Annotated in this window: 21 protein-coding genes; 11 read left to right on the top strand and 10 right to left on the bottom strand. The window is 70.3% G+C overall.

What is annotated here, in order from left to right:
- Positions 1-7: 7 nt before the first annotated feature.
- From AL072_RS23785 to AL072_RS23800, 4 genes are read left to right on the top strand one after another with little or no spacing between them, the layout of a single operon-like run.
- Positions 8-877 (top strand): branched-chain amino acid ABC transporter permease, encoded by an 870-nt coding sequence (locus AL072_RS23785; RefSeq protein WP_045583640.1) that lies wholly within the window; start codon positions 8-10, stop codon positions 875-877.
- Positions 874-1,944, top strand: coding sequence for a branched-chain amino acid ABC transporter permease (locus AL072_RS23790; RefSeq protein ID WP_063840370.1), 1,071 nt, complete (start codon positions 874-876; stop codon positions 1,942-1,944). Before AL072_RS23785 ends, AL072_RS23790 begins: the two co-directional genes overlap by 4 nt.
- A complete protein-coding gene (locus AL072_RS23795) occupies positions 1,941-2,732 on the top strand; it encodes an ABC transporter ATP-binding protein (protein WP_045583639.1) in 792 nt (263 codons plus the stop codon). The genes AL072_RS23790 and AL072_RS23795 overlap by 4 nt, the downstream gene beginning before the upstream one ends.
- Positions 2,722-3,435: an ABC transporter ATP-binding protein gene (locus AL072_RS23800; RefSeq protein WP_045583638.1), complete on the top strand. Its 714-nt coding sequence runs from the start codon at positions 2,722-2,724 to the stop codon at positions 3,433-3,435. The genes AL072_RS23795 and AL072_RS23800 overlap by 11 nt, the downstream gene beginning before the upstream one ends.
- Before the next feature lie 10 nt (positions 3,436-3,445).
- Here the strand turns inward: AL072_RS23800 and AL072_RS23805 are convergent, their stop codons facing one another.
- The 7 genes from AL072_RS23805 to AL072_RS23835 all read right to left on the bottom strand — a co-directional run bounded on the left by AL072_RS23805 (position 3,446) and on the right by AL072_RS23835 (position 12,318).
- The gene (locus AL072_RS23805; RefSeq protein ID WP_245636999.1) at positions 3,446-4,456 is read right to left on the bottom strand and encodes an amino acid ABC transporter substrate-binding protein; all 1,011 of its coding nucleotides are present in this window, start codon (positions 4,454-4,456) and stop codon (positions 3,446-3,448) included.
- Positions 4,457-4,595: 139 nt separating this feature from the next.
- Positions 4,596-6,818 carry a methyl-accepting chemotaxis protein gene (locus tag AL072_RS23810; RefSeq protein ID WP_045583637.1) on the bottom strand — a complete coding sequence of 741 codons (2,223 nt, stop codon included), beginning with the start codon at positions 6,816-6,818 and terminating at the stop codon, positions 4,596-4,598.
- Positions 6,819-7,213: 395 nt separating this feature from the next.
- Positions 7,214-7,921, bottom strand: a complete 708-nt coding sequence (locus tag AL072_RS23815) for a response regulator (RefSeq protein WP_045583636.1) — start codon at positions 7,919-7,921, stop codon at positions 7,214-7,216.
- 51 nt (positions 7,922-7,972) lie between these two features.
- Complete coding sequence (locus AL072_RS23820; RefSeq protein ID WP_045583635.1) at positions 7,973-8,716, bottom strand: amino acid ABC transporter ATP-binding protein; 744 nt, start codon at positions 8,714-8,716, stop codon at positions 7,973-7,975.
- Positions 8,717-8,750: 34 nt separating this feature from the next.
- The gene (locus tag AL072_RS23825; protein WP_144428358.1) at positions 8,751-9,929 is read right to left on the bottom strand and encodes an amino acid ABC transporter permease; all 1,179 of its coding nucleotides are present in this window, start codon (positions 9,927-9,929) and stop codon (positions 8,751-8,753) included.
- Positions 9,926-11,083, bottom strand: a complete 1,158-nt coding sequence (locus AL072_RS23830) for an amino acid ABC transporter permease (protein WP_045583634.1) — start codon at positions 11,081-11,083, stop codon at positions 9,926-9,928. The genes AL072_RS23825 and AL072_RS23830 overlap by 4 nt, the downstream gene beginning before the upstream one ends.
- A 164-nt stretch (positions 11,084-11,247) precedes the next feature.
- A complete protein-coding gene (locus AL072_RS23835) occupies positions 11,248-12,318 on the bottom strand; it encodes an amino acid ABC transporter substrate-binding protein (RefSeq protein ID WP_045583633.1) in 1,071 nt (356 codons plus the stop codon).
- 279 nt (positions 12,319-12,597) lie between these two features.
- Between AL072_RS23835 and AL072_RS23840 the strand changes: the two genes are divergently transcribed.
- Complete coding sequence (locus tag AL072_RS23840; RefSeq protein ID WP_045583632.1) at positions 12,598-13,263, top strand: hypothetical protein; 666 nt, start codon at positions 12,598-12,600, stop codon at positions 13,261-13,263.
- Between the two features lie 85 nt (positions 13,264-13,348).
- Here AL072_RS23840 and AL072_RS23845 read toward each other — a convergent pair whose 3' ends face one another.
- Entirely contained in the window at positions 13,349-15,505 is a 2,157-nt protein-coding gene (locus tag AL072_RS23845) for a TonB-dependent siderophore receptor (RefSeq protein ID WP_158511090.1), read from the bottom strand.
- Between the two features lie 366 nt (positions 15,506-15,871).
- Here AL072_RS23845 and AL072_RS23850 point away from each other — a divergent pair, with 366 nt between their 5' ends.
- The 6 genes from AL072_RS23850 to AL072_RS23875 all read left to right on the top strand — a co-directional run bounded on the left by AL072_RS23850 (position 15,872) and on the right by AL072_RS23875 (position 21,479).
- Entirely contained in the window at positions 15,872-16,723 is an 852-nt protein-coding gene (locus AL072_RS23850; RefSeq protein WP_144428359.1) for an ABC transporter ATP-binding protein, read from the top strand.
- Positions 16,720-17,748, top strand: coding sequence for a FecCD family ABC transporter permease (locus AL072_RS23855; protein WP_045583630.1), 1,029 nt, complete (start codon positions 16,720-16,722; stop codon positions 17,746-17,748). The genes AL072_RS23850 and AL072_RS23855 overlap by 4 nt, the downstream gene beginning before the upstream one ends.
- The gene (locus tag AL072_RS23860; protein WP_045583629.1) at positions 17,745-18,794 is read left to right on the top strand and encodes a FecCD family ABC transporter permease; all 1,050 of its coding nucleotides are present in this window, start codon (positions 17,745-17,747) and stop codon (positions 18,792-18,794) included. Before AL072_RS23855 ends, AL072_RS23860 begins: the two co-directional genes overlap by 4 nt.
- Positions 18,794-19,735 (top strand): ABC transporter substrate-binding protein, encoded by a 942-nt coding sequence (locus AL072_RS23865; protein WP_045583628.1) that lies wholly within the window; start codon positions 18,794-18,796, stop codon positions 19,733-19,735. Before AL072_RS23860 ends, AL072_RS23865 begins: the two co-directional genes overlap by 1 nt.
- A gap of 94 nt (positions 19,736-19,829) precedes the next feature.
- Complete coding sequence (locus AL072_RS23870) at positions 19,830-20,717, top strand: MurR/RpiR family transcriptional regulator (RefSeq protein ID WP_045583627.1); 888 nt, start codon at positions 19,830-19,832, stop codon at positions 20,715-20,717.
- 195 nt (positions 20,718-20,912) lie between these two features.
- Positions 20,913-21,479: a carbonic anhydrase gene (locus AL072_RS23875; RefSeq protein ID WP_045583626.1), complete on the top strand. Its 567-nt coding sequence runs from the start codon at positions 20,913-20,915 to the stop codon at positions 21,477-21,479.
- 19 nt (positions 21,480-21,498) lie between these two features.
- Here AL072_RS23875 and nadC read toward each other — a convergent pair whose 3' ends face one another.
- Together nadC and AL072_RS23885 are read right to left on the bottom strand one after the other, a co-directional pair.
- Positions 21,499-22,332, bottom strand: a complete 834-nt coding sequence (gene nadC, locus AL072_RS23880) for a carboxylating nicotinate-nucleotide diphosphorylase (protein WP_045583966.1) — start codon at positions 22,330-22,332, stop codon at positions 21,499-21,501.
- Positions 22,317-23,996: an L-aspartate oxidase gene (locus AL072_RS23885; protein WP_063840369.1), complete on the bottom strand. Its 1,680-nt coding sequence runs from the start codon at positions 23,994-23,996 to the stop codon at positions 22,317-22,319. The genes nadC and AL072_RS23885 overlap by 16 nt, the downstream gene beginning before the upstream one ends.
- Positions 23,997-24,143: the final 147 nt, after the last annotated feature.

Raw genomic sequence — 24,143 nt, forward strand, 5'->3', positions numbered from 1 at the left:
GCACATCATGGAAACCATGTTCGGGATCGCCGTCGACGGTGTCGCCTACGGCATGATCCTCTTCATCATCTCCGTCGGCCTGTCGGTGACGCTGGGGCTGATGCGGGTGGTCAATCTGGCGCACGGCGCCTTCGCCATGGTCGGCGGCTATGTCGCCTCCTATGCGGCGCAGGTCGCCGGGCTGCCCTATGCGGCGGCGCTGGTGGTGGCCGTGGCGCTGACGGTGCTGGCGACGCTGCCGCTGGAACGGCTGCTGTACCGCCGCATCTACGGGTCCGCCAACGAGCTGGCGCAGGTGCTGCTGACCATCGGCCTGACCTTCGTCATCGTCGCCGGCATCAACTACCTGTTCGGCCCGACCTTGAAGCGCATCCCGTTGCCGGAGCTGCTGCAGGGCACCGTCTCGCTCGGGCCGAAGGCGATCCCGACGCATCGCGCCTTCGTCATCGCGGCCGGCGCGCTGACGCTGGTCGGGCTGTGGTGGCTGCTGGAGCGCACCGACTTCGGCATCCGGCTGCGCGCGGCGGTGGACGATCCGGCGATGGCGGCGGCGCTCGGCATCCGCACCGAGCGGCTCTATCTGGCGACCTTCGCGCTCGGCACCGGGCTGGCGGCGCTGGGCGGGGTGCTGGGGGCGGAACTGCTGCCGCTGGAGCCCTATTACGCCATCCGCTACATCGTGCTGTTCCTGGCGGTGGTGGCGGTCGGCGGGGCGGGCAGCATCTTCGGCTCGGCCGCGGCGGCGCTGGCGCTGGGCATCGTCGATACCGCCGGCAAATACCTGATCCCGAATTTCGGCGAGTTCTTCTTCTACGCCGCCCTGATCCTGATCCTGTTCCGCTGGCCCCACGGCTTCTTCAAAGGGAGGACGGCATGACGAGCGTCGCCGGGCGGACCGGCCCCCAGAGCGACACCCGGAGCGACAGCATGACCCGACGCATCCCGCCGGCCGGGCGCCGCATCCTGGACTGGATCGGCATCCCGCTGGTCGCCGCCGCCGGGCTGGCCGCCTACTGGGTTTTCCCGGAGGATCTGGGGCTGTTGACCCGGATCGCCGCGGCGGCGCTGTTCGTGCTGTCGCTCGACCTCGTGCTCGGCTATGGCGGCATCGCCACGCTGGGGCAGGCGGCGATGTTCGGCACCGGCGCCTATGCCGCCGGCATCGCCGCGGTCAACTGGATCGATGATCCCTTCGCCCTGCTGGCGGTCGGCGGCGTCGCCGGCGGGCTGATCGCGCTGGCGACCGGCGCCCTGATCCTGCATGCCCGCGGGCTGACCCTGCTGATGCTGACCATCGCCGTCGGGCAGATCGTGCAGGAGGTCGCCAACAAGGCGCGCGACTGGACCGGCGGCAGCGACGGCCTGTCGGGCATCGACCCGGCGCCGGTGCTGGGGATGTTCCGCTTCGACATGGTCGGCCGCACCTCCTACCTGTTCGCGCTGGCGGTGCTGGTGGTCGGGCTGGTGGTGGCGCGGCGGATCGTGCGCTCGCCCTTCGGGCTGGCCTGCCGCGGGGTGAAGGAGGATCCGTTGCGGATTTCCGCAATCGGCGGCTCGCCCAAGGCCTATCTGGTGGCGCTCTATGCGGTGGCCGGGGTCTTCGCCGGGGTGGCCGGGGGGCTGACCGCGGTGACCAGCGGCATCGTCGGGCTGGACAGCGCCGGCTTCTCCTGGTCGGCGGAAGCGCTGGTGATGCTGGTGCTGGGCGGCACCGGACGGCTCTACGGCGCGGTGATCGGCACCGCCGCCTTCATGGGAATCCATCACATCCTGGCGGCCAGCGACCCCTTCCACTGGATGGCCTTCATCGGCCTGTTCCTGATCGGCATCGTCCTGTTCCTGCCCGGCGGCATCGTGTCGGTCGGAGGGCGGCTGGCCGTCCTGCTGCGCCCGCGCGCAGGGGCCTCCGATGATGGGGAACGGGCCAAAGGAGATCCGCGATGAGCGCGACCGCTCCCGGTATCGGCGTGATCGGCGAGACCAAGCTGCTGGAGGTCGAGGGGCTGAGCAAGAATTTCGGTGGCCTCCAGGTGTCGTCCGACATCTCCATGACGCTGAAGGCGGGCGACCGCTGCGCCCTGATCGGGCCGAACGGCGCCGGCAAGACCACCTTCGTCAACCTCGTCACCGGGGTGATCCCGCCCAGCGCCGGAACCGTCCGGCTCGACGGCCGCGACGTGACCAGGCTGGCGGCGGCCGAGCGGGTGCGGCTGGGCCTGATCCGCAGCTTCCAGGTGGCACGGCTGTTCAAGTCGATGACGGTGCGCGAGCATCTGGAGCTGGCCGTCCTCCAGCGCGACCGCCGCACCTTCCGGCTGTTCGCCAGCGTCGCCAAGATGGCCGGGCTGGCCGACGAGGTGGCGGAGTTGCTGGACAGCATGGGGCTGGCCCCCGTGGCGCACATCGCGGTCGGCTCGCTGGCCTACGGGCAGCAGCGGCTGCTGGAGATCGCGCTGGCGCTCGCCATGAAGCCCAAGGTGCTGATCCTGGACGAGCCGGCGGCCGGCGTGCCCCATTCGGAAAGCCAGCGCATCCTCGACGCCATCGACCGGCTGCCCAAGGATCTGGCGGTGCTGATGATCGAGCACGACATGGATCTGGTCTTCCGGTTCGCGAGAACCATCGTCGTGCTGGCGCAGGGGCGGCTCTTGTGCAGCGGCACCGCGAGCGAGATCGTCGCCGACCCGCGCGTGCGCGAGGTCTATCTGGGGAGCCGTGCCAATGCACACTGAGTCCGCCGGGGCCCTGGAGGTCACCGGCCTGAAGGCCGGCTACGGCAAGACGCTGATCCTCGACGGCATCTCGTTCGGCGTGCCGGCGGGCGGGCGCATCGCGCTGCTCGGCCGCAACGGGGTGGGCAAGACGACGACGCTGGCAACGCTGGTCGGGCAGACGACCCGCCATGGCGGCAGCATCCGGCTCGACGGGGTGGAACTGGGCGGGCTGGCCAGCTCGGCGCGGGCGGCGGCCGGGCTCGGCTATGTCCCGCAGACGCGCGACGTCTTCAAGTCGCTGACGGTCGAGGAGAACCTCGTCACCGGGCTGAAGGGCCGGCCGCGCTCGGCGCTGGAGGAAGCGTACGAGCTGTTCCCGCGCCTGGGCGAGCGGCGGCGCAACGGCGGCGGCGAGCTGTCGGGCGGCGAACAGCAGATGCTGTCGGTCGCCCGCGCGCTGCTGGGCAAGCCGACGGTGCTGCTGCTGGACGAACCGCTGGAAGGGCTGGCGCCGGTCATCTGCGACTTGCTGATGGCGGCGCTGTCGCGGCTCGACATGACCATCGTCCTGGTCGAGCAGCAGGTCGACCGGGCGCTGGACTTCGCCGACCGGGTGGTCTTCCTCGACCGAGGCCGGGTGGTGCATGCCGGCCCGGCCCAGCAGGCGAAGACGGATTCGGCGCTGCTGGAACGGCATCTGGGCGTGGCGCTGGCGGCGTGAGGGGGGTGTTTCACCGGAACGGCGGCGAATAGAGCAGGCCGCCCTGGGTCCAGGGCCTGTTCATCCCGCGGTCCATGCCGTAGGGGATGCCGAGGTTGCGGTCGAAGATCTCGCCGTAATTCCCGACCTGGGCCAGCGCCTGCAAGGCCCAGTCGTCGGGCAGTCCCAACGTGCGGGCGGCGGTGCCGGCATGGCCGAGCATGCGGTGAAGCTCCGGATCGTCGGGAATCCGGCCGGCCTGGACGTCGGCGGCGGTCACGCCCCTGGCGTCGGCCAGGATGATGGCGTGGAGGATCCAGCGCGTGATGTCGTACCAGTTGCGGTCGCCGCGCGCGATGTAGGGAGTCAGCGGCTCGCGCGAGATCACGTCGGGATAGATGTGGATGCCCATCCCGGCCTGACGGTAGCCGGCCAGCGAGGTGATGAGCACCGTGCGGTCGGTGGTCAGCAGGTCGCATTCATGGGCGAGGAAGGCCTGCAGCGCCTCGTCCAGCGTCTGGAAGGTGCGGATCGTCCAGGGCAGGTCCGATTTCCGGATATGGTCCTCCAGGTTGAGGACGGTGGTGGTCGCCGTCTTCACGCAGACGGTGCGCGGCCCCAGCCGGTCGAGCGGCGGCGGCGGGCCCTCGCTCTGGATGGCAAAGCCCTGCCCGTCATGCAGCAGCGGCATCAGGAATTCGACGTCGTAGGAGATGTCGCGGCTGAAGGTCCAGGTCGTGGTGGTCAGCGCCACGTCGACCTCGTGCTTTTCCACCGCGGAATATTCCTGCGGCTTCTCGGGCAGGCGGACGACGCGGATCGCCTGGGCGTTGCCGAGCGTCGCCGCGGCGAAAACCCGGCAGACATCGACCAGGAAGCCGTCCAGATGCCCCTGCGGGTCGGAGAAGGAAATGCCGCTGACCCCGCTGCGCAGCCCGCAGACCAGGACGCCGCGGTTGTGGATGCGCTCCAGCGTCTCGCCGTCGGCGGCCCGGGCCTGGGTGGCGGTGAGAGCGGCGATGACGGCGAGGGCAGTCGCCATCAGGGATACCTTCATCAGACCGGCCGCCATCAGCCGCATCGCAGCCGGCACGGAGCCGAACCGCCGGACTCCCCTCACCAGATCCATCTTTGTCGCCCCTGATTCTCCGATCCGCCGGCAACCGGCGGGCGGGCCGGGATCAGGCCGCCTGCTGGGCGCGCAGCGTGCCGAGCAGACTATGCAGCGAAGCGGCTTCCTCGGCCAGCGTGTTCGCCGTCAGGGTCAGCGAACCGGCGATGTCGCCGGTGCGGGCCGCCTGGGCGCTCACCCCGTCGATCAGCGCCGCCACCTCGCCGGTGTTGCCGGCGATCACGCCGACCCGGCTGCGGATGTCGGTGGAGGATTCGGTCTGGCGCGCCACCGCCTCGCCGATCAGATCCTGCACCTCGTTGATCCGCTCGACCGAGCCGGAGATGCGGGCGAAGGTGCCGACGGTGTTCTGGATGCTGCCGTTGATGGCACTGACCGAACTGGCGATCTGCACCGTGGCGTTGGCGGTCTCCTCGGCCAGCTTCTTCACCTCCGCCGCGACGACGGCGAAGCCGCGCCCCGCCTCGCCGGCCACCGCCGCCTCGATGGTGGCGTTCAACGCCAGCAGCTTGGTCTGGTGGGCGATGCTGGTGATGACGTCGACGATGCGGCGGATCTGGTCGGTGTTCTCGCCCAGCTGGTCGACCACGCCGCGGGCGGCGGTCAGCTCGCCCAGCGTGGAGCCGACCACGCCGGCCGCCTCGTTGGCGAGGCTGGAAACGGTGCCGATGGTGTCCATCAGCGTTTCCGCGCTGCCGTTGCAGGTGGTGGCGTTGCGGTTGCTCTCGGCGACGAAGTTGCCGGCGGTGACCGTGCTGTCGATGGTGCCCGCCGACTGCTGGCGCAGCGCGTCGGCAAGCTCGCGCAGCTGGCCCGACTGGGTGGCGACGCCGGACGCCACCTGATGCACGTCCTCCATCAGCTGGCGGGACAAGGCGGCCGAGCGCACCTGGTCGGTCACGTCGGTCCAGGACAGCGTCTTGCCCAGCACGTTGCCCTGGTCGTCGTACACGGTGTCGACATGGGCCTCCACCGTCGTCTCGTCGACGGTCAGGGTGCGGCGCGGGATCGGCGGGCGGGCGGGGTCGGCGCATTCGGCGGCGAACTCCTGCCCCTGGCCCAGCAGGTCGGGACCGGCCGGGTCGATGCCGTGCGCCTCGCAGAAGGCACGGGCGGCCGGGTTGATGAAGCCGACATGGATCGCCTGCCCATCGGTGCGCAGCAGTGCCGTCGGCACCGGGCTGGAATCGACCATGCGCTTCATCAGCAGCACCTGCTCGACGCTGCCGCGCAGCCGGCGCAGGGAGGCCGCCATCACCGACAGTTCGTCGCGGCCGGTGCGCGGCACCTCGATCGACAGGTCGCCGGCGGCGATCTGCTCCATGGCGCGGGCGAACTTGCGCAGGTTGGCGAAGACGGCGACGCGCAGCAGCAGCGCCGCGGCGATGGCGACGGCGAGCGCGAAGGCGGCGACCATCTTGAGGGCGTCGTTGCGCAATTCCTCCGTCGCGTCGACGAAATCGGCGACGTCGCGCGAGATCTCCGCCGTCGCCCAGGGCAGGCCGCCGTCGCCGCCCAGCGCGACGGTGGTGGTGGACAGCTGCGCATGGGCCGACGGCTCGCCGCCCTTGGATTCGAACAGCAGCCCGCCCTTGGCGTCGGTGACGCGGATGTCGGCGTCCAGCACGGCGCCCAGGGTGGACAGGGCGGGGAGGGGATCGGTCACCACCTCCAGGAAGCCAAGCATGCGGAAGCCGCCGATCGGGACGATCATGCTGTAGAGCGGGCGTCCCTGGCCGTCGCGCCACAGCAGGCTGGCGGGGCGGCGCTTGTCGGCGATGTCGCGGGACTTCAGCGTCTCGAACAGCGGGGCCACGGTGGCGACGCTGTCCGCCTCGCCGCCGGTGCCGGCGACCCGGTTCATCTCGGCGTCGAACACGGCGATCGACACCAGCCTCACCTCGCGGTCGACGACGACGGGGCGGGTGTTGATGTTCTTCAGCGCCAGCGTGGTCTTGGCGAAATCCTTCTGGTTGATGCTGTCGACCAGGAAGGAATCGCGGCTCCATTCGTTGGCGTGGCCCTGGAGCCATTCCGTGTAGTTCTTGCGGATGCGGTCGTTGGCCAGCACCCGCAGCGTCGCCGCCGCGCTGCTGTTGAAGGTGGTCAGGGCGAAGTCGGTGTAGCGGTGCGAGACCCAGGCCTGGCTGGCGATCAGCGCCGCCACCAGCACGCCCACCACCGACACCATGGCCCGCCGCAGCGTCCAGAAGCGGTACCGGGCGCCGGTGTCGTCCAAAGTCCTGCCGGATACCGTCGCGATTGCCTTCATGCCCAAACCCCCCGCCGCCACAGCACGGTTTCACGGATTGCAACACGCATATGATCGCTGGTTCCTTTGAACGGTTTAGCGTCGATTTGTGAACAGATCGTGTCTTTTCGTTTGCATTTGAGACAAGCGGGCCGGATTTCGGCAGAAGAGCTGACGATATTTCCGCTTGAATGCGGGCCTATGACTTTCTCTGGGGCGATTGGAAAAAGAAGAAAAGCAACCGGATGTGGTGGATTGACTTCAAAGAAGGCCGGTTGCCTCGCCGGATGCATAAAAATAAGGCCACGGAAGCCGGCGAAAATATTTCGCGGCTTCCGTGGCCCAGGCTGCCGAGCGCGTGGCCGCCGCGAGACTGTAGCGACGGGGGAGTTTGCTCGGGGTCGGTATGGAGGCGGTCAGCCGTCCTGCGTGACGTCGCCGGCGAAGAGGTATCCGGTGCCATGCACGGTCACGATCAGCCGCGGGTCGGCGGGATCGCTCTCGATCAGGCGGCGCAGCCGGCGGACCAGGCTGTCGATGGTGCGGTCGGTGGCGTCGGACTTGCGCCGGGTCGTCGCCGTCAGCAGATAGTCGCGGTTCATCACCCGGCCCGGGTTGCAGACGAAGGTCGACAGCAGCTCGAACTCGGCCCCGGTCAGTCGCACCGGCTGTCCCTGCGGGTCGGTCAGCCGCATGCGGTCGAGCCACAGCGTCCAGCCGGCGAACAGGCGGCGGCGGTCGTCGCGCCGGTCGCCCGGCGCCCGCAGCCGGCGCAGCAGGTTCCGCACCCGGGCCAGGATCTCGCGCGGCTCGAAGGGCTTCGCGATGTAGTCGTCGGCCCCCATCTCCAGCCCGATGATGCGGTCCAGCTTCTCCGCCCGGCTGCTGACCAGGATGATGCCGATCTCGGAGCCCGCGCGCAGTTCGCGGGTCAGGGTCAGCCCGTCCTGGCGCGGCAGCCGGATGTCGAGCAGCAGGAGGTCCACCGTGGCCACGGCCAGCAGTTCCTTCAGCTCCTCCGCGCTACGGGCAAGCAGGACGTCGAAGCCCTCGTCCATCAGGTAGGACTTCAGCGTCTCCCGCGTCACCGCGTCGTCGTCGGTGATGGCAATGGTCGCCGGCATGGTCCTCTTGTCCGCTTCCGCCTGCTCGCCGTCCGCCGCGCCGTTTCCGGATCAATGTTCCAGAATCTGGCCGAGGAACTGGCGGGTGCGCTCGCTTTTCGGGTTTTCGAAGAATTGGGCCGGCGACCCGCTCTCGATGATCGAGCCTTCGGCCATGAAGACAATAGAGTCGGCGACCTGCCGGGCGAAGCCCATTTCGTGGGTGACGCAGACCATGGTCATGCCCTCGCCGGCAAGCTCGGTCATGACGTCGAGCACCTCCTTGACCATCTCGGGGTCGAGCGCCGAGGTCGGCTCGTCGAACAGCATGATTTCGGGCCGCATGCACAGCGCGCGGGCGATGGCGACGCGCTGCTGCTGGCCGCCGGACAGCTGGCCGGGGAACTTGTGCGCCTGGTCGGGGATGCGCACCCGCTTCAGGTACATCATGGCGATCTCCTCGATCTCGGACTTCGCCATGCCGCGCACCCAGATCGGGGCCAGCGTCAGGTTCTGCAGCACGGTCAGGTGCGGGAACAGGTTGAAGTTCTGGAACACCATGCCGACCTTGCGGCGGATCTTCTCCACCGCCTTCACGTCGTCGGTCAACTCGATGCCGTCGACGATGATGTGGCCGGTCTGGTGCGCCTCCAGCCGGTTGATGCAGCGGATCATCGTCGACTTGCCCGACCCGGAGGGTCCGCAGACGACGACCTTCTCGCCCTTGCCGATGCTGAGGCTGACGTCGCGCAGCGCGTGGTAGCTGTTGTACCACTTGCCGACCTTGCGGAGTTCGATGATGGCGGTCTCGGTCATTGGTCGTTCTCCAAGAGGCTCTCCGGCGGGCCGGTCAGCGGCTGGTGTAGCGGTTGGCCAGACGCTCCAGCCACTGGCTGTAGCGCGACATGCTGAAGCAGAAGATCCAGAACATCAGCCCGGCGAAGATGTAGACCTCGGCGAAGTAGGGACGCCATTCCGGGTCGGTCGTCGCCACGGTGGCGGCGGTCAGCAGGTCGTACAGGCCGACGATGGTGACCAGCGAGGTGTCCTTGAAGGCGCTGATGAACTGGTTGACGATGGGCGGGATGACGATGCGCAGCGCCTGGGGCAGGACGATCAGCGCCGTCTTCTGCCAATAGGACAGGCCGAGCGCGTCGGCGGCCTCGTACTGGCCCCGGGGGATCGCCTGCAGGCCGCCGCGCACCGCCTCGGCCAGATAGGCCGCGGTGAACAGCGTCATGCCGGCCAGCGCGCGCAGCAGCTTGTCCACCGTGACGCCTTCCGGCAGGAACAGCGGGAACATCACCGACGCCATGAACAGCACGCTGACCAGCGGCACGCCGCGCATCGTCTCGATGAAGCCGACGCAGACGGTGCGGATCGCCGGCAGCGACGACTGGCGGCCCAGCGCCAGCAGGATCGACAGCGGGAAGGCGAGCGCGATGGAGAAGACCGACAGCATCAGCGTGATCGGCAGGCCGCCCCACCGGTCGTTGGCGACATAGGAGAGGCCGAGGACGCCGCCCCACATCAGCACGCCCATGCCGACCAGCGTCAGCGCCCAGGCGCCGGCCAGCCACGGCCGCCAGAAGGCGCGCACGCCGCTGGCCCCCAGCATCGCCACGAACAGGGCGCAGGCCAGGAAGGGGCGCCATTGCTCGTCATAGGGATAGGTCCCGAAGAAGATCAGCCGGTGCTTGACCGCGATCACCGTCCAGCAGGCGCCGGCCGCCTCGCGGCAGGCCTCCGACGACGCGCCGGTCCAGCTGGCGTTCAGCAGCAGCCAGCTTGCCGCCGGCGGAACCACCAGCCACAGCAGGACGAGGCAGGCGACGGTCAGGGCCGTGTTCAGCGGCGTGTTGAACAGGTTGTCCTTCGCCCAGCCGAAGGGCTTCAGCGCCGTCATGCCGCCCGGTTGCGGCGGGACGGAAGCCTGGGACGGCTCCTCCTCGTAGGAGGCGGCCCAGTGGGCGGGCGGGATGGCGACGGTGGGAATGGGGGCCTGATCGGCGGGGGAGTGCTTGCTCATCGGGTCACCAGAGCCACGCGGCGGTTGTACCAGTTCATGAAGCCGGAGATGCTGAGGCTGATGATGAGATAGACCACCATCATCATCGCCACCGCCTCCACCACCTGCCCGGTCTGGTTGGCCGAGGTGTTGGAGACGCTGACCAGATCCGGATAGCCGATGGCGACCGCCAGCGAGCTGTTCTTGGTCAGGTTCAGGTACTGGCTGGTCAGCGGCGGCACGATGACGCGCAGCGCCTGCGGCAGGATGACGAGGCGCAGGATGTGACCCGGCGACAGGCCCAGCGCCAGCCCGGCCTCGGTCTGGCCGTGCGGCACGGCGAGGATGCCGGAGCGCACGATCTCGGCGATGAAGCCGGCGGTGTAGACCGACAGGCCGATCAGCAGCGCAGTGAATTCCGGGGTGATCGCCCCGCCGCCCTCGAAGTTGAAGCCGGCCAGAACCGGCACGTCGAAGGCCAGCGGCGCGCCGGTGGCGATGAACATCGCGGCCGGCGGCAGGAGCAGCGCGGCGACGGCTGCCGGCAGGGTGGGGAAGGGCTTGCCGGTGGCTTCGCGATGGCGGCGGCTGTAGCGGACGATGCCGATGGCGGCGGCGATTCCGGCCAGCAGCGCAAGCAGGATCCAGCCATGGCCGGCATGCTCCGCCAGCACCGGGAACTTCATGCCGCGGTTGCTGAGGAAGACGTGCGGCAGCACCTCCATCGCTTCGCGCGGGCTGGGCAGCCGGTTCATGATGGTGTACCAGACCACCAGTTGCAGCAGCAGCGGCACGTTGCGGATCGTCTCGACATACAGGGTGGCGAAGCGGTTCACCATCCAGTTGGACGACAGCCGCGCGATGCCGATCAGCACGCCCAGAACGGTCGCCAGCACCACGCCCGCGGCCGAGACCGACAGCGTGTTCAGCAGGCCGACGACCAGCGCCTTCAGATAGGTGTCGGACGCGGAATATGAGAGCAGGCTCTCGCCGATCTCGAAGCCGGCCTCGCGGCCGAGGAAGCCCAGGCCGGTGGCGACGCCGCGGTTGGCGAGGTTGGTAAGTGTGTTGGAGACGAGGTACCAGGCGACGGCCAGGATGCCGGCCAGGAACAGCCCCTGGTACAGCCACCCCCGCACGCGCGCGGAGTTCAGCGCCTGGATCAGGTTGGACATGGTGTTGCTCCGTGCGGGGGAGTGAGGCCGCGTGGGGGTGCGGATTGCCCCCTCCCCGACCCTCCCCCGCTTCGCGGGGGAGGGAGTCTGTCGCGAAGCGGCGGCAGTCCCCTCTCCCACCGAAGGTGGGGGAGGGTTAGGGAGGGGGCATCCGCGGCAGGCGCTTACTTCATCGGCGGGGCGTACATCAGGCCGCCTTCGGTGTAGAGGGCGTTCTGGCCGCGCGGCATCTTCAGCTTGGAGCCGGCGCCGACGTTGCGCTCATAGCTCTGGGCGTAGTTGCCGACCTGCTTGATGATGTTGAAGGCCCAGTTCTCCTCCACGCCCAGCGCCTTGCCGTTGCCGGCGGTGACGCCCAGCAGACGCTTCACGTCCGGGTCGGGCGAGGTCATGGCGGCGTCGACGGTCTCGGAGGTCAGGCCCTTCTCCTCCGCCTGCACCATGGCGTAGAAGGCCCAGGTGACCAGGTTCATCCATTCCTCGTCGCCCTGGCGCACGGCCGGGGACAGCGGCTCCTTGGAGATCAGCTCGGGCAGGATGACGTAGTCGTTGGGATTCTGGACCTCGGCGGCGCGGATGGCGGCCAGCTGGGAGGCGTCGGAGGTCAGGGCGTCGCAGCGGCCGGCGAAGAAGGCCTTGTTCAGCTCTTCGTTCTTCTCGATGACCACCGGCTTGAAGGTCATCTTGTTGGCGCGGAAATAGTCCGACACGTTCTGTTCGGTGGTGGTGCCGGGCAGCACGCAGACGGTGGCGCCGTTCAGCTGCTTGGCGCTCTTCAGCCCCAGCTTGGACGACACCATGAAGCCCTGGCCGTCGTAATAGTTGGTCGGCGTGAAGTTCAGGCCGTTGGCGGTGTCGCGGGTCAGGGTGCGGGTGGTGTTGCGGGCCAGCAGGTCGATCTCGCCGGACTGGAGCGCCGGCAGGCGCTGCTGCGCCGACAGCGGCGTGTACTTCACCTTCTCCGCATCGCCGAACATGGCGGCGGCGACCGCGCGGCAGACGTCGACGTCGAGGCCCGACCACTTGCCCTTGTCGTCGGGCGAGGAGAAGCCGTAGAGGCCCAGGTTGACGCCGCACTGGACGTAGCCCTTCTGCTTCACGCCGTCGAAGGTGGCGCCGGCCTGGGCGGTGCCGGAGACGGCGCCGGACAGGGCGATGGCGGAAACGGACAAGGTGGCCGCGATGGCGAGCGTGTGCAGACGGGTCTTCACGGGGCGTGGCTCCTTCAGCCTCATTCATTCCGGGCTCGCCTGCCGCCCGGAGCGTGACCCCGGCGGCAGGCGCACCCCGACAATCGCCCGCCGGCTTGAACAAAGTGCCCCCCCGGCTTGAACGGGAATGGGCGAGTTGTGAACAGCTTTGGACGATCCTTCGCCGGGGCCGGCCGGCTGCCGGTGGGCTGCCGGCGGTCCCGCCGTCCTGTCTCCCTGGTCTTTTCCATCGCCAGAACCCTAACTATCTGTGATCCTGCCGGTTGCGGCGGGGGACCGGCAGGCGACGAGGGGAGGGATCTGATGGCGACGCTGAAGGAGTTCGAGGAGGCGCTGAAGGCGGCGGGCAACACGGCCGCGCTGGAAATCCTGGACTCGCTGCGGGCGCGCGACCGCAGCCAGCGCTCCATCCGTCCGGCGCGGCGGCTGACCGGGCGCAAGATGACGCCCGAACTGGCCGTCGAAATCCTGCATCTGCACGAGACCACCAGCATGACCCAGCAGGAGATCGCCTTCCAGCTCGGCGTCAACCAGGGCCGGGTGAACGAGGTCATCAAGCGCCGCAAATGGCTGGACGCCGACACGAGCGCACCGGAGGCCCAGGCCCGCGACAAGGCCAAGGAGCGTGCCAAGGACGGGGTGGGCTTCACGCCGGGCCGCCCGGCGAAGAAGAAGAAGGCAGGCAAGCCGGAACCGGTAGCAGCCGCACCGGAACCTGCCGCTCCGGAGCCCGTGGCGGCGGAACCCGTCGCGCTGGAGCCAGTCGTGCCGGAGCCCGTCATGGAGCCCGTCATGGAGCCTTCGTCCCCCTCTCCACCCGAATCGCTGCCGGAACTTCCCATGCCCATGGCCGCCGCCGAACAACCGGTGAAAACGCCCGGAAAGGCGAAGCCCGCGGCCCGCAAGGCGGCCAAGGCGGCCAAGGCGGATGAACCGCCGGCTCAGCTGCCGTTCAAGGGCCTGTTCTAGGGCTCCGGGTCTGGCGGCACTGCCCGGCGTGCCCGACCGGCCGGGCACGGGCGGCCCGTCCGGTCCACATGGCCGCCGCATCCCGTCAGAAAGCGACGCTGACCCTCAGGCTGGCGTTGAAGGGGTCGCCGATGGCGATGCCATAGGCGGAGTTGCCGATCGAGGAGGTGTAGTAGGTCTTGTCGAACAGGTTGTTCAGGTTCAGCTGCACGGTGACCGGGCGGGCCGTATCGAAGGTGTAGGCGGCGAAGGCATCGACGACGCCATAGCCCGGCAGGTCGTAGCTGTTGGCGTTGTCACCCGCCCGCGCGCCGACCAGACGCACGCCGCCGCCCAAGCGCAGGCCGCCCCCGCTCCCGAACAGCGCGCCATGGTCGTAGGCGAGATAGACGGCCGCCGTTTGCCGCGCCACGTTCGCCAGCTGCTTGCCGGCGTAATCGGGATCGTCCAGCACCTTGGCGTCGGTGAAGCCGTAGCTGCCGATCAGCTGCAGCCGTTCGGTGAGCTGGCCGGCCAGATCCAGCTCCACCCCGCGCGAGCGCACCAGCCCGGCGGTGCGGTAGACGGTGGTGCCGTTCACCGTCTCGGCATAGGCGACGTTCTTCTTGCGGGCGGTGTAGAGCGCCAACGTGCCGGTGATCCCCTGCGCCAGCTCGAACTTGGCACCCAGCTCGTGCGAGGTTCCGGTCTCCGGCGGCAGGCTGCCGTAGGCGCTGGTGATCGAGCTGTTGGGGCGGAAGCTGCGCGCGGTGTTGGCATAGAATGACAGGGCGGGCGTCGCGGTCCAGACGAGGCCCAGGTTGGGCAGCCAGACATGGCCGTCGGTGTCGGTGTTCACCACCGCCCCCCGCCCGGCGCGGATGTCGTAGCCCTGGTACCGCATGCCGGCCACCAGGATCCAGTCCCTGGCCAGATGGATGCGGTCCTGCAGGTAGAGGGACGCGGTTTCGATGCGCTCATGCTCGTCGGTCCCGGCGACCGGCACATAGGCACAGGGCGCCATGCGGCCATAGACCGGGTTGTACATGTTGAAGCTGCTGTTGGTCCGGCAATTCTGCAGCGCGGTCCGGTCGGTTGCCTCGTGGTCGTAGGACAGGCCGAACAGCAGTTCCTGCGTCATCCCGGCGAACCGCGTGTCGCCCATCAATTCCAGCCGCGCGGCGTGCGCCTGCACCTCGTAATCGTCGCGCACGTCGGCGCGGCGGTTGACGATGCCGGTGGTGCCGTTGAAGCCGAGAACCCGGACCTGATCGGCGCGGAAATCGTCGGCGCTCCACGCATAGCCGGCGGACAGCTTCCAGCCATTGCCGAGCCGGTGGTCCACCAGGAGCTTGGCGAGGTCGGAGGCGCCGTCGGTCCGGCCGAACTCCTCGTCCAGCCGCGTCCGGCGGTCGATGGCGGCGAAACGGCCCGTCCGGGTGTCGTAGACGGTGCCGCGATCGTAGGGAACCTCGTAGTCCTGATGCAGGTAGGAGAGGGTGACGTCGGTCGTTTCCCCCGTCCACCGCAGCGAGGGCGCCACCGTCCAGCTCTTGCGCGTGCCGAAATTGCGCCAGTAATCGCCATTCTCGCCCTCGGCGATGAAGCGCCAGGACAGGCCGGTTCCATCGACCGGGCCGGTGGCGTCCACCCCCGCCTTGGCGCCGGTGCGCCCGGCGCCATAGGCGTCTAAGCGGGTGTAGGCGGTCCCGCCGAAGCGGCTCTCCGGCTTCTTCGTGGTCAGGTTGATCATTCCGCCGGGGTCGAGCACCCCGTACAGCGTCGAGGCCGGACCCTTCAGCACATCGACGCTGGACACGGTGGCGTTGAAGGAGTGCGGCAGGACCGTCTTCAGCCCGTCGGTCAGGATGGACCCGTCGCGGCTGAATCCGAAGCCGCGGCGGATCACGGCGTCCTCCTTGCCGGCGACGGTGTTGGTCTGCGTCACGCCGCTGACGGTGGCCAGCGCGTCGTCGATGCTGTCGGCCTCGCGGTCCCGCAATGCCTGCCCGGTGACGGTGGTCACCGCCTGCGGCACCTCCATCACCGGCACCTCCAGCCGGGTGGCGGTGGTGCCGACCGGCGCGGTGTAGGTCGTGCCGTCCCGGCCCTCCAGCAGGATGGGGGCAAGGAGGATGGGCTTCGGACCCTTGTCCTCCGCCGTCTGGGCGAGGGCGGGTGCGTTCGACAGAGGCAGCGTGCAGGCGGCAAGCGCGAGAAGCCGGGCGGAAGCGAAGGGGCGGAGGCGGGTCCTGGTCGTCATGTCGGATTCCATGGGCATGATACTGGGGGCACGATGCCGGGGGCAGGGTGCCGGAGGCATGTGCCGGAGGTTTGGGGTTGCCGGGCCTGAAATGCGCTGCGCATGCAATTCATTCTCATTCTTGCTCGACTGTCACGCCGTAGTAGTCAAGAATGCGCCGCCGCCGACGGCCGGCGGACCGGTTCCATTTCCAGGCGATTCCCCGCCGGATCGGGCCGAAACGGCCCTGCCGGGGGCGGTTTTCCGCCCCGCAGCCGCGTCCCGGAGGCGGCGATGCGACATCCGGAATTTTTTTTGCGGCCGGAAAGGCTTGACTACTACAGGCGGAAATCCTGCTAAGGCGGGATGCTGTCGGGACAGGTGCCAATGACGAGAGACGACACCCCGCGATCCCCGCTCTCCCCCTTTGCGGTTCCACCCCTCGCAGTCGAGGGGCTGGCCGTGGGCCATGACGGGCGCCGGGTGCTGGAGCGGGCCGATTTCCAGATCGAGGCCGGGCGCTTCACCGTGCTGCTGGGACCGAACGGGTCGGGGAAATCCACGCTGCTGGCGGCGATGGCGCGGCTGTTGCCGCCGATGGCCGGGTCGGTTCTGCTGGACGGTGCCGACATCGCCCGCCTGCCGACCCGCGCGGTCTCGCGCAAGCTCGGCCTGCTGCCCCAACAGCCGCTGGTGCCGGAGGGGCTGAGCGTCTTCGATCTGGTTTCGCGCGGGCGCTTTCCGCACCAGGGCCTGTTCCGGCAATGGAGCGCGGCGGACGAGGCGGCGGTCGGCCGGGCGATGGCGGTGACCGGCGTCGCCGATCTGGCGGCGCGGGGCGTGGACAGCCTGTCGGGCGGGCAGCGCCAACGGGTGTGGATCGCCATGGTCCTGGCCCAGGAAACCCCCGTCATCCTGCTGGATGAGCCGACCACCTTCCTCGACATGCGCCACCAGATCGACATCCTGGCGATGCTGGCCACGCTGGTGCGCGACCATGGCCGCACCATCGTCTGCGTGCTGCACGACCTGAACCTCGCCTTGCAGCACGCCGACCGCTTCCTCTTCCTGAAGGGCGGCGGCATCCGCCACCGGCTGGACCATCCCGCCGCCTGCACGGCGGCGATCGTCGGCGACGTGTTCGACATGCCGGTCGCCGGCCTGAGCCATCCCGAAACCGGCTTGCCGGTGTTCGTGCCGATATCCGCCCCGACCTCCATGCCGGTGGCGTGTCGATGACGGCCGTCACGACGCCGATCCCCGTGAAGGCGGCCCGCCGCAGCCCGTGGCCGCTGCTGCCCCTGGCGCTGGCCGCCGCGCTGGCGCTGGCGGCGGTCCATCTGCTGGGCGGGCCGAAGCCGATGGCACCGGCGACGCTGGTCGATCTGCTGACCGCCTACAACCCGCGCAACATCGATCACCGGATGCTGGCGATGCTGCGCCTGCCGCGCCTGCTGGCGGTGATGCTGGCCGGCGCGGGGCTGGGGGCGGCGGGCTATCTGCTGCAATCGGTGCTGCGCAACCGGTTGGGAGAGCCGCACATCCTGGGGCTGAATGCCGGCGCCTCGCTGACCATGGTGGCGCTGACCGCCTTTCCGGCGCTGGCGGTCGGGCCGTCCCTGCGGCCGCTCGTCGCCAGCCTGGGGGCGGGGGCGCTGTTCGCGCTGGTTCTCGGCTTCGCGTCCGCCGGGCGGCAGGGGCTGCGGCCGGTGAAGCTGATCTTCTGCGGCATCGCCTTCACCGCGCTCGCCAACGCCCTGACCTCCGTCATCCTGATCCTCGACGAGGGGACGCTGGAGGAGCTGCGCTTCTGGCTGATCGGCGACGGTGCCGGGGCGCGGATGGCGCATGTGGCGGCGGCGGCACCGGTCGCGGCGGCGGGCTTCGCGCTGGCGCTGCTGATCGCGCCCGGCCTCGCGGCGTTGAGCCTGGGCGACGCGCTGGCGCGGGGGCTCGGGGTGTCGGCGACGGGGCTGCGGGTCGGGGCGCTGTGCGCCGCCGCGCTGATGTGCGGGGCGGCGGTGTCGCTGGTGGGTCCGATGGGCTTTGTCGGGCTGGTCGCCCCGGTGCTGTGGCCGGGGCTGCACAACCGCCCGTCCGCCGCCGCGCTGATCGTGGTGGCGCTGACCGGAGCCGCGCTGCTGACCGCCGCCGACCTCGCCGCCACCGGCCTTCTGCGGCCGAGGGAGCTGCCGACCGGCGCCCTGACCGGGCTGGTCGGCGCGCCGGTGTTCCTGTGGATCTTCGCGAGGACGGCGAAATGAGCCGCGCGCATCCTCAAGTCCTGGTCTGGCGGGCAGGGGCGCTGTCGGTGCGGCTGCCCGTCCGTCCGGCGCTGGCGGCGGCGGGCCTCTTCCTGGCGCTGGTGCTCCTGGCCTTCTGGGCGCTGGGGCGGGGCAGCGAGCCGATCCCGGCCCGCGAGATCCTCGGCTATCTCGGGCTGGGCGACGCGGTGCCGGACGAGGGCCGCCGCCTGGTCCTGTCTGCCTTCCGCGCGCCGCGCGTCTGGCTCGCCATGCTGTGCGGGGCGATGCTGGCGCTGGCGGGGGCGACGATGCAGGCGCTGACGCGCAACGGATTGGCCGATCCCGGCCTGATGGGCGTGCGCGAGGGGGCCGCGCTGTGCGTCGTGACCCTGCTGCTGCTTCTGCCCGGCACGCCGCTGTGGTGGCGGCCGGTGGCCGGGCTGTGCGGCGGGCTGGCGGTGGGGGCGCTGGTGCTGCTGCTGGCGCGGGCGGGATCGGGGCTGCGGCTGGTGCTGGTGGGGATCGGCGTGTCGTGGTGCCTGTCGGCGGTGCTGGCGATCCTGCTGGCGGCGGCGGAGACCCGCAACCTCCAGGCCGCGATGCTCTGGCTCGCCGGCAACATCCAGGCCGCCGACTGGCCGATGGTGCGGCTGGCGGCGCTGCTGACGGCGGCCGGCGCCGGGCTGCTGCTGCTGTCGAGCCCAGTCGCCGAGGCGCGGCTGCTGGGCGATTCCCTGGCCGTCAGCCTGGGCACGCGCCTGCGCGCAGTCACGGTGGCGCAGTTCCTGGTGGCGCTGTTCCTGGTCGCGGGGGCGGTGTCGGTCGCCGGGGGGCTGGGCTTCGTCGGGCTGATCGCCCCCCATCTGGCGCGCGCGCTGCCCGCCGGATCGCCCCGCGCCCGGCTGATCGGCACCGGGCTGATCGGCGCCATGCTGGTGCTGCTGGCCGACACCATCGGGCGCAGCGCCTTCGCCCCGGTCGAACTGCCGACCGGGGTCGTCCTGGCCGCCGTCGGCGCGCCGACGCTGATCCTTCTTCTCTGGACCCGCAGGAACCAGCTGTGATGCCGATCCGCCTTCTCCTGTCCCTGCTGCTCTGCCTGCCCACGCTCGCGCTGGCGCAGGAAACGCGCAGCTTCACCGACGACCTCGGCCGCAAGGTGGAGGTGCCCGCCCAGCCCAAACGCATCGTGTCGGTCTACGACATCGACGTGACCATTCCGCTGATCGAGCTGGGCGTGCTCCCGGTGGGCAGCCATGGCCGCATCGGTCCCGACGGCCGGCCGGAGCTGCGGTCGAGCGACCTGCTGACCGGCGTCGATTTCGACACTGGCGGCATCGTCTTCATCGGCGCCACCACCGTGGATCTCGAAGCGGTCGTCCGCCTGAAGCCCGACCTGATCGTCACCGAGATTTCGCGTCCCACCCCGGTGGAGCAGCTGGCGAAGATCGCGCCGACCGTCGCGCTGGACAACCGCAAGGGCGCCCCCCACCTCTACCGCCAGCTGGCCGATCTGGTCCACGCCCAGCGGCGGCTGGCTTTTCTCGAACGCCGCTACCGCGCGCAGATCGAGCGGCTGCGGGCGGAGGTGGACACCGGCGCCATCACGGTTTCGGTCCTGCAGCCGATGCGCGGCAAGCTCAGCGTCTATCACAGCTACCGCGCCCTGGGCCGGGTGCTGCGCGATGCGGGTTTCCGCTTTCCCGCCCTGATCGACGGAATTCCCGAGAACGACCGGATCGAGGTCGGGCCCGAACGGCTGCCGGAACTGGATGCGGACATCATCTTCGACCCCTACCGCTCCGACCAGGGCAAGGGGGCGGCGGAGGAGATCGCCCTGATGAACGAGGTGCTTCCCGGCTTCTGCGATCTGCTGAAGGCTTGCCGGGAGGGGCGCTACGTCATGATCCCGCGCGAGGAGGCGATCTCCAACTCCTACGCGGCGCTCAGCCTGATGGTGGTGGCGGTGCAGTCGAACCTGACCCGGCGGCCGGCGGCGGAATGACGGCTGCCGAAAGATGGCGGCCGGAGGCCGTGCGATTGAAGCGGTTCCTGCTCTGGGATAGACAGGACGGAGAGTTCCAGGGGGATTTGCCGCCATGTCTCAGGTCGCACCGCGTCAGAAGCGGGTGAAGGACCTCTACACCGAGCGTTTCAACCAGCGCCGGCACCGGTTGTCGCCCGGCCTCCTCGCGGTCGCCACCTACATCGATGCGCACCGCCACGCCGTGCTGGGCCTCTCGGCGCTGGAAATCGGGTTCGAGACCGGCACGTCTGACGCCACGGTGATCCGCGCCATCCAGGCGCTCGGCTTCAGCGGGTTGCGCGACCTCAAGGACACGCTCGACGGTTGGCTGGGCGAGACGGACTCGCCGGTCGAGAAGATGGCCCTGACCGCGCGGGAACTGGGCGGCGACTGCGACGCCGCCATCGATTTCGTGATCGACAGCCAGCGCCGCACGGCCGAGGCGCTGGCCGAACCGGAGAACCGCCGCGCCATGGCCGCCGCCGTCAGGCTGCTGGCCGGGGCGGACGGTGTCTGCGTCTTCGGCATCGGCGCGTCGGGCATCATCGCGCATTACGCGGCGCGGCTGTTCTCCCGCTCGGGCCTGCCCGGCCTCGCGCTCAACGCCACCGGCATCGCGCTCGGCGAACAGTTGCTGGGCATGCGGGCGGGGCAGGTCCTGCTGATGCTGCTGCACGGGCGGGCGCACCGCGAGGCGACGGCGACGCTGGCCGAGGCGCAGCGTCTCGGCCTGCCCGTCGTCATGATCCTCGGCCGCGCGGATTCGCCGCTGCGCGCCCACGCGGCGGCCTGCATCCTCCTGCCGCGGGTGAAGTCCGAGCATGTCGCCCTGCACGCGCCGGGCCTCGTGACCATCGAGGCGATGCACCTCGCGCTGTCCGCCGCGACTCCGGAACGGACGGTCGGCACGCTCGACCGGCTCGTCACGCTGTATGGCGAGATCCGCCCGCATTCCCGGTGAGCGGGATCGTGCCTCCTGGATGCGGGATCACGGCGCGCGCAGCGGCACCATCGGCACCATGCGGGAGACGCCCCCGCCGCCGGATTTTCCGACAGATAGAATTGGAAGAAGCCTCCATATTGAAATCTTCATCATTTTCCCGCCAGCATCGCGTGTGAAACCCCGGAAGGCTTCGGGGTGCGTGGGGAGGCGACGATGGATCATCCGACCGGTCATCACCATGGCTGCTGCCAGGGCGGACACAATGGCGAGCACAGCTCGCGCCGCGGGTTCCTGAAGCTGGCGACGCTGGGCGCCGGGGTGACGCTGATGGCGCCGCTGACGATGAGCCGCCCGGCGCTGGCCGGCAGCGTCGACACGCTGCTGCTGTCCTGCATGGACTACCGCCTGATGGGGCATGTCGCCGACTACATGAACGCCCGCAACATGCAGGCGAACTACGACCATGTCATCCTGGCCGGCGCCAGCCTGGGCGCCCTGACCGACAAGAAGCCGGCCTGGGGCGAGGCCTTCTGGGACCATGTCGCCGTCGCCAAGGATCTCCACCACATCAAGCGGGTGATCGTCATGGACCACCGGGACTGCGGTGCCTACAAGGTCTTCCTGGGCATGGACCTGTCGCCCGACCCCGCCAAGGAGGCCGAGGTCCACGGCCAGTACCTGACCAGGCTGAAGGCGATGGTCAAGGAACGCCATCCCGACCTGGAGGTCGAACTGCTGCTGATGGGCCTGGACGGCCAGGTCGAGAAGGTGGCGGCGTAGCGCGCTTCCTCTCTCCCCCTCACATGTCCAGCCCCAGATCCAGGTTCGGGGCGCTGTGGGTCAGCCAGCCGCAGGAGATCATGTCGACGCCGGTCTCGGCGATGGCGCGGACGCTGGCCAGGGTGACGTTGCCCGACGCCTCGGTCAGCAGCCGGCCGTCCACCATGCGCACCGCCCGGCGCAGCGTGTCCGGGTCCATGTTGTCGAGCAGCACGACGTCGACCCGCAGGCCGAGCAGCTCGTCGAGCTGGTCCAGCGTGTCGACCTCGACCTCCACCTTCACCATGTGGCCGACGGTGGCGCGGACGCGCTCCACCGCCGGACGCACGCCGCCGGCCACCGCGATGTGGTTGTCCTTGATCAGCACCGCGTCATCCAGCCCGAAGCGGTGATTGAAGCCGCCGCCGAGCTTCACCGCATGCTTCTCCAGCACGCGCAGGCCGGGGGTGGTCTTGCGGGTGCAGACGATGCGGGCCTTCGTGCCGTCCACCTCGCGCACCAGCGCGCGGGTGGCGGTGGCGATGCCGGACAGCCGGCCCATCAGGTTCAGCGCCGTGCGCTCCGCCGTCAGCAGGGCGCGGGCGCTGCCGGTCAGGGTGGCGATGGTGCCGCCCGCAGCGACGTCGGTGCCGTCGGCGCGCTCCACCGTCACCGCCATGGCGGGATCGAGCAGGCGGAAGGCGATCAAGGCCGCGTCCAGCCCGGCGACGCGGCCGTCCTTGCGGGCGGCGATGCGGGCGGTCGCCACCGCGTCGGCCGGAACGATGCTGTCGGTGGTGATGTCGCCGGCCCGGCCCAGATCCTCCGCCAGGGCGGCGCGGACGATGGGCTCGACGGTCAGAGGATGCAGCATGCGGCGTCTCCGGGCAGGGGGCCGGCGGCGCCGGCCAGATCGGTCAGGGTGAGGGTGCGGCGTTCGCTGCGCCCATGGGCGGGGTTATGGGCCGGGTTGGGCAGCGGATGGTCGCTGCGGCTGTGGGCGCCGCGGCTCTCCTCCCGCGCCAGGGCGGCATGGACGACCAGCCGGCCGACCAGCAGCCGGTTGCGCGCCTCGCCCCACTGGCGGACGACCGGCGGCGGGGCTTGCGTGCCGTCCCCGTCCCCATTCCCGTCCCCATCTTCGCAGCGCAGCGTGTCGAGCGCCGCCGCCAGCCGGTCGAGCTTGCGCCGCGCCGCGCGCAGCCCCAGCCCGTCGCGGACCAGCCCGGCCCCCTCGTACAGCGCCGTCCGCGCCTCCGCCCCGATGGCGGCGAGCAGGGCATGGCCGGCATCGGCAGCCACCGCGGGCGGGCGGGGCAGGGCGAAGGGGGGAAGCGGCGCCAGCGGCCGCTCCGCCACGTCGCGGGCGACGCGGGCGCCGAACACCAGCGCCTCCAGCAGCGAGTTGCTGGCCAGCCGGTTGGCGCCATGGACGCCGGTGCACGCGACCTCGCCGCAGGCCCACAGGCCTTCCAGGCTGGTGCGGCCGTCGGCGTCGGTGACGACGCCGCCCATGTGGTAGTGCGCGGCGGGCGCCACCGGCACCGGTCCGGCGAAGGGGTCGATCCCATGGTCGGCGCACAGCGCCAGCACGGTGGGGAAGCCGCCGGGCTTGGCGGCCAGCGCCGGGCGCAGGTCGAGGAACACCGGCTCAGATGCCGCGACGCGCCGGCCGATGGCGCGGGCGACCACGTCGCGTGGCGCCAGCTCGGCCAGCGGATGCTCGGCGGGCATGAAGCGCCGGCCCTGGCGGTCGAGCAGGACGGCGCCGGCGCCGCGCAATGCCTCGGTCAGCAGCGGAACCGGGTCGGAATCGACGGCCAGCGCGGTGGGGTGGAACTGGACGAATTCCAGGTCGGCGAGCCGGGCGCCGGCCCTTGCGGCGATGGCCAGTCCGTCGCCGGTCGCCTCCGCCGGGTTGGTGGTGCGGGCGAAGGCGGCGCCGATGCCGCCGGTCGCCAGGATCACCCGCGGTGCCCGGTGCAGCACCCAGCCTTGCCCATGGCAGGCGAGCAGCCCGCAGACCCGCCCGTTGCGCAGCACGAGGTCGACGGCGAAGGCGTCGGTCTCCACCCGGACCGACGGGGTGGCGCGCAGCCGCTCCGCCAGTGCCGTCACCAGGGTGCGGCCGGTGGCGTCGCCGCCGGCATGGACGATGCGCGCGGCGCCATGGGCAGCCTCGCGTCCCAGCAGCGGCGAGCCGTCGGCGGCGCGGTCGAAGGGCAGCCCGTCGTCCAGCAGCCGGCGCACCAGGGCGGCGCCGTCGCGGGTCAGCAGCGCCGCCATCGCGGCATCGACCAGCCCGGCTCCGGCGGCGATCGTGTCGGCGGCATGGTCCTCCGGCCGGTCGCCCGGGCCGACGGCGGCGGCGATGCCGCCCTGGGCGTGCAGGCTGGAGCCGCCGGGGAGGCCGGCGGTCTTGGTGATCAGCGTGACCGCGCGGGGCGCCAGCTGAAGCGCCGCCGTCATCCCGGCAAGGCCGGACCCGACGACGATCACCTCGGCATCCCGGACATCGTAAGGCGTGCTGGAGGTCATGGAAGGACTCCTGGGGCTCCCTCTCCCGTCCCGGGAGAGGGAAGGGGCCCGCGAAGCGGGAAGGGTGAGGGGTGAGGCAAGGATCGGAAATCCATGTTTGGATTGCCCCTCACCCTCCCCGCGCCATTGGCGCGGGTCCCCTCCCTC

The sequence above is a fragment of the Azospirillum thiophilum genome (assembly GCF_001305595.1).
Taxonomy (GTDB): Bacteria; Pseudomonadota; Alphaproteobacteria; order Azospirillales; family Azospirillaceae; genus Azospirillum; species Azospirillum thiophilum.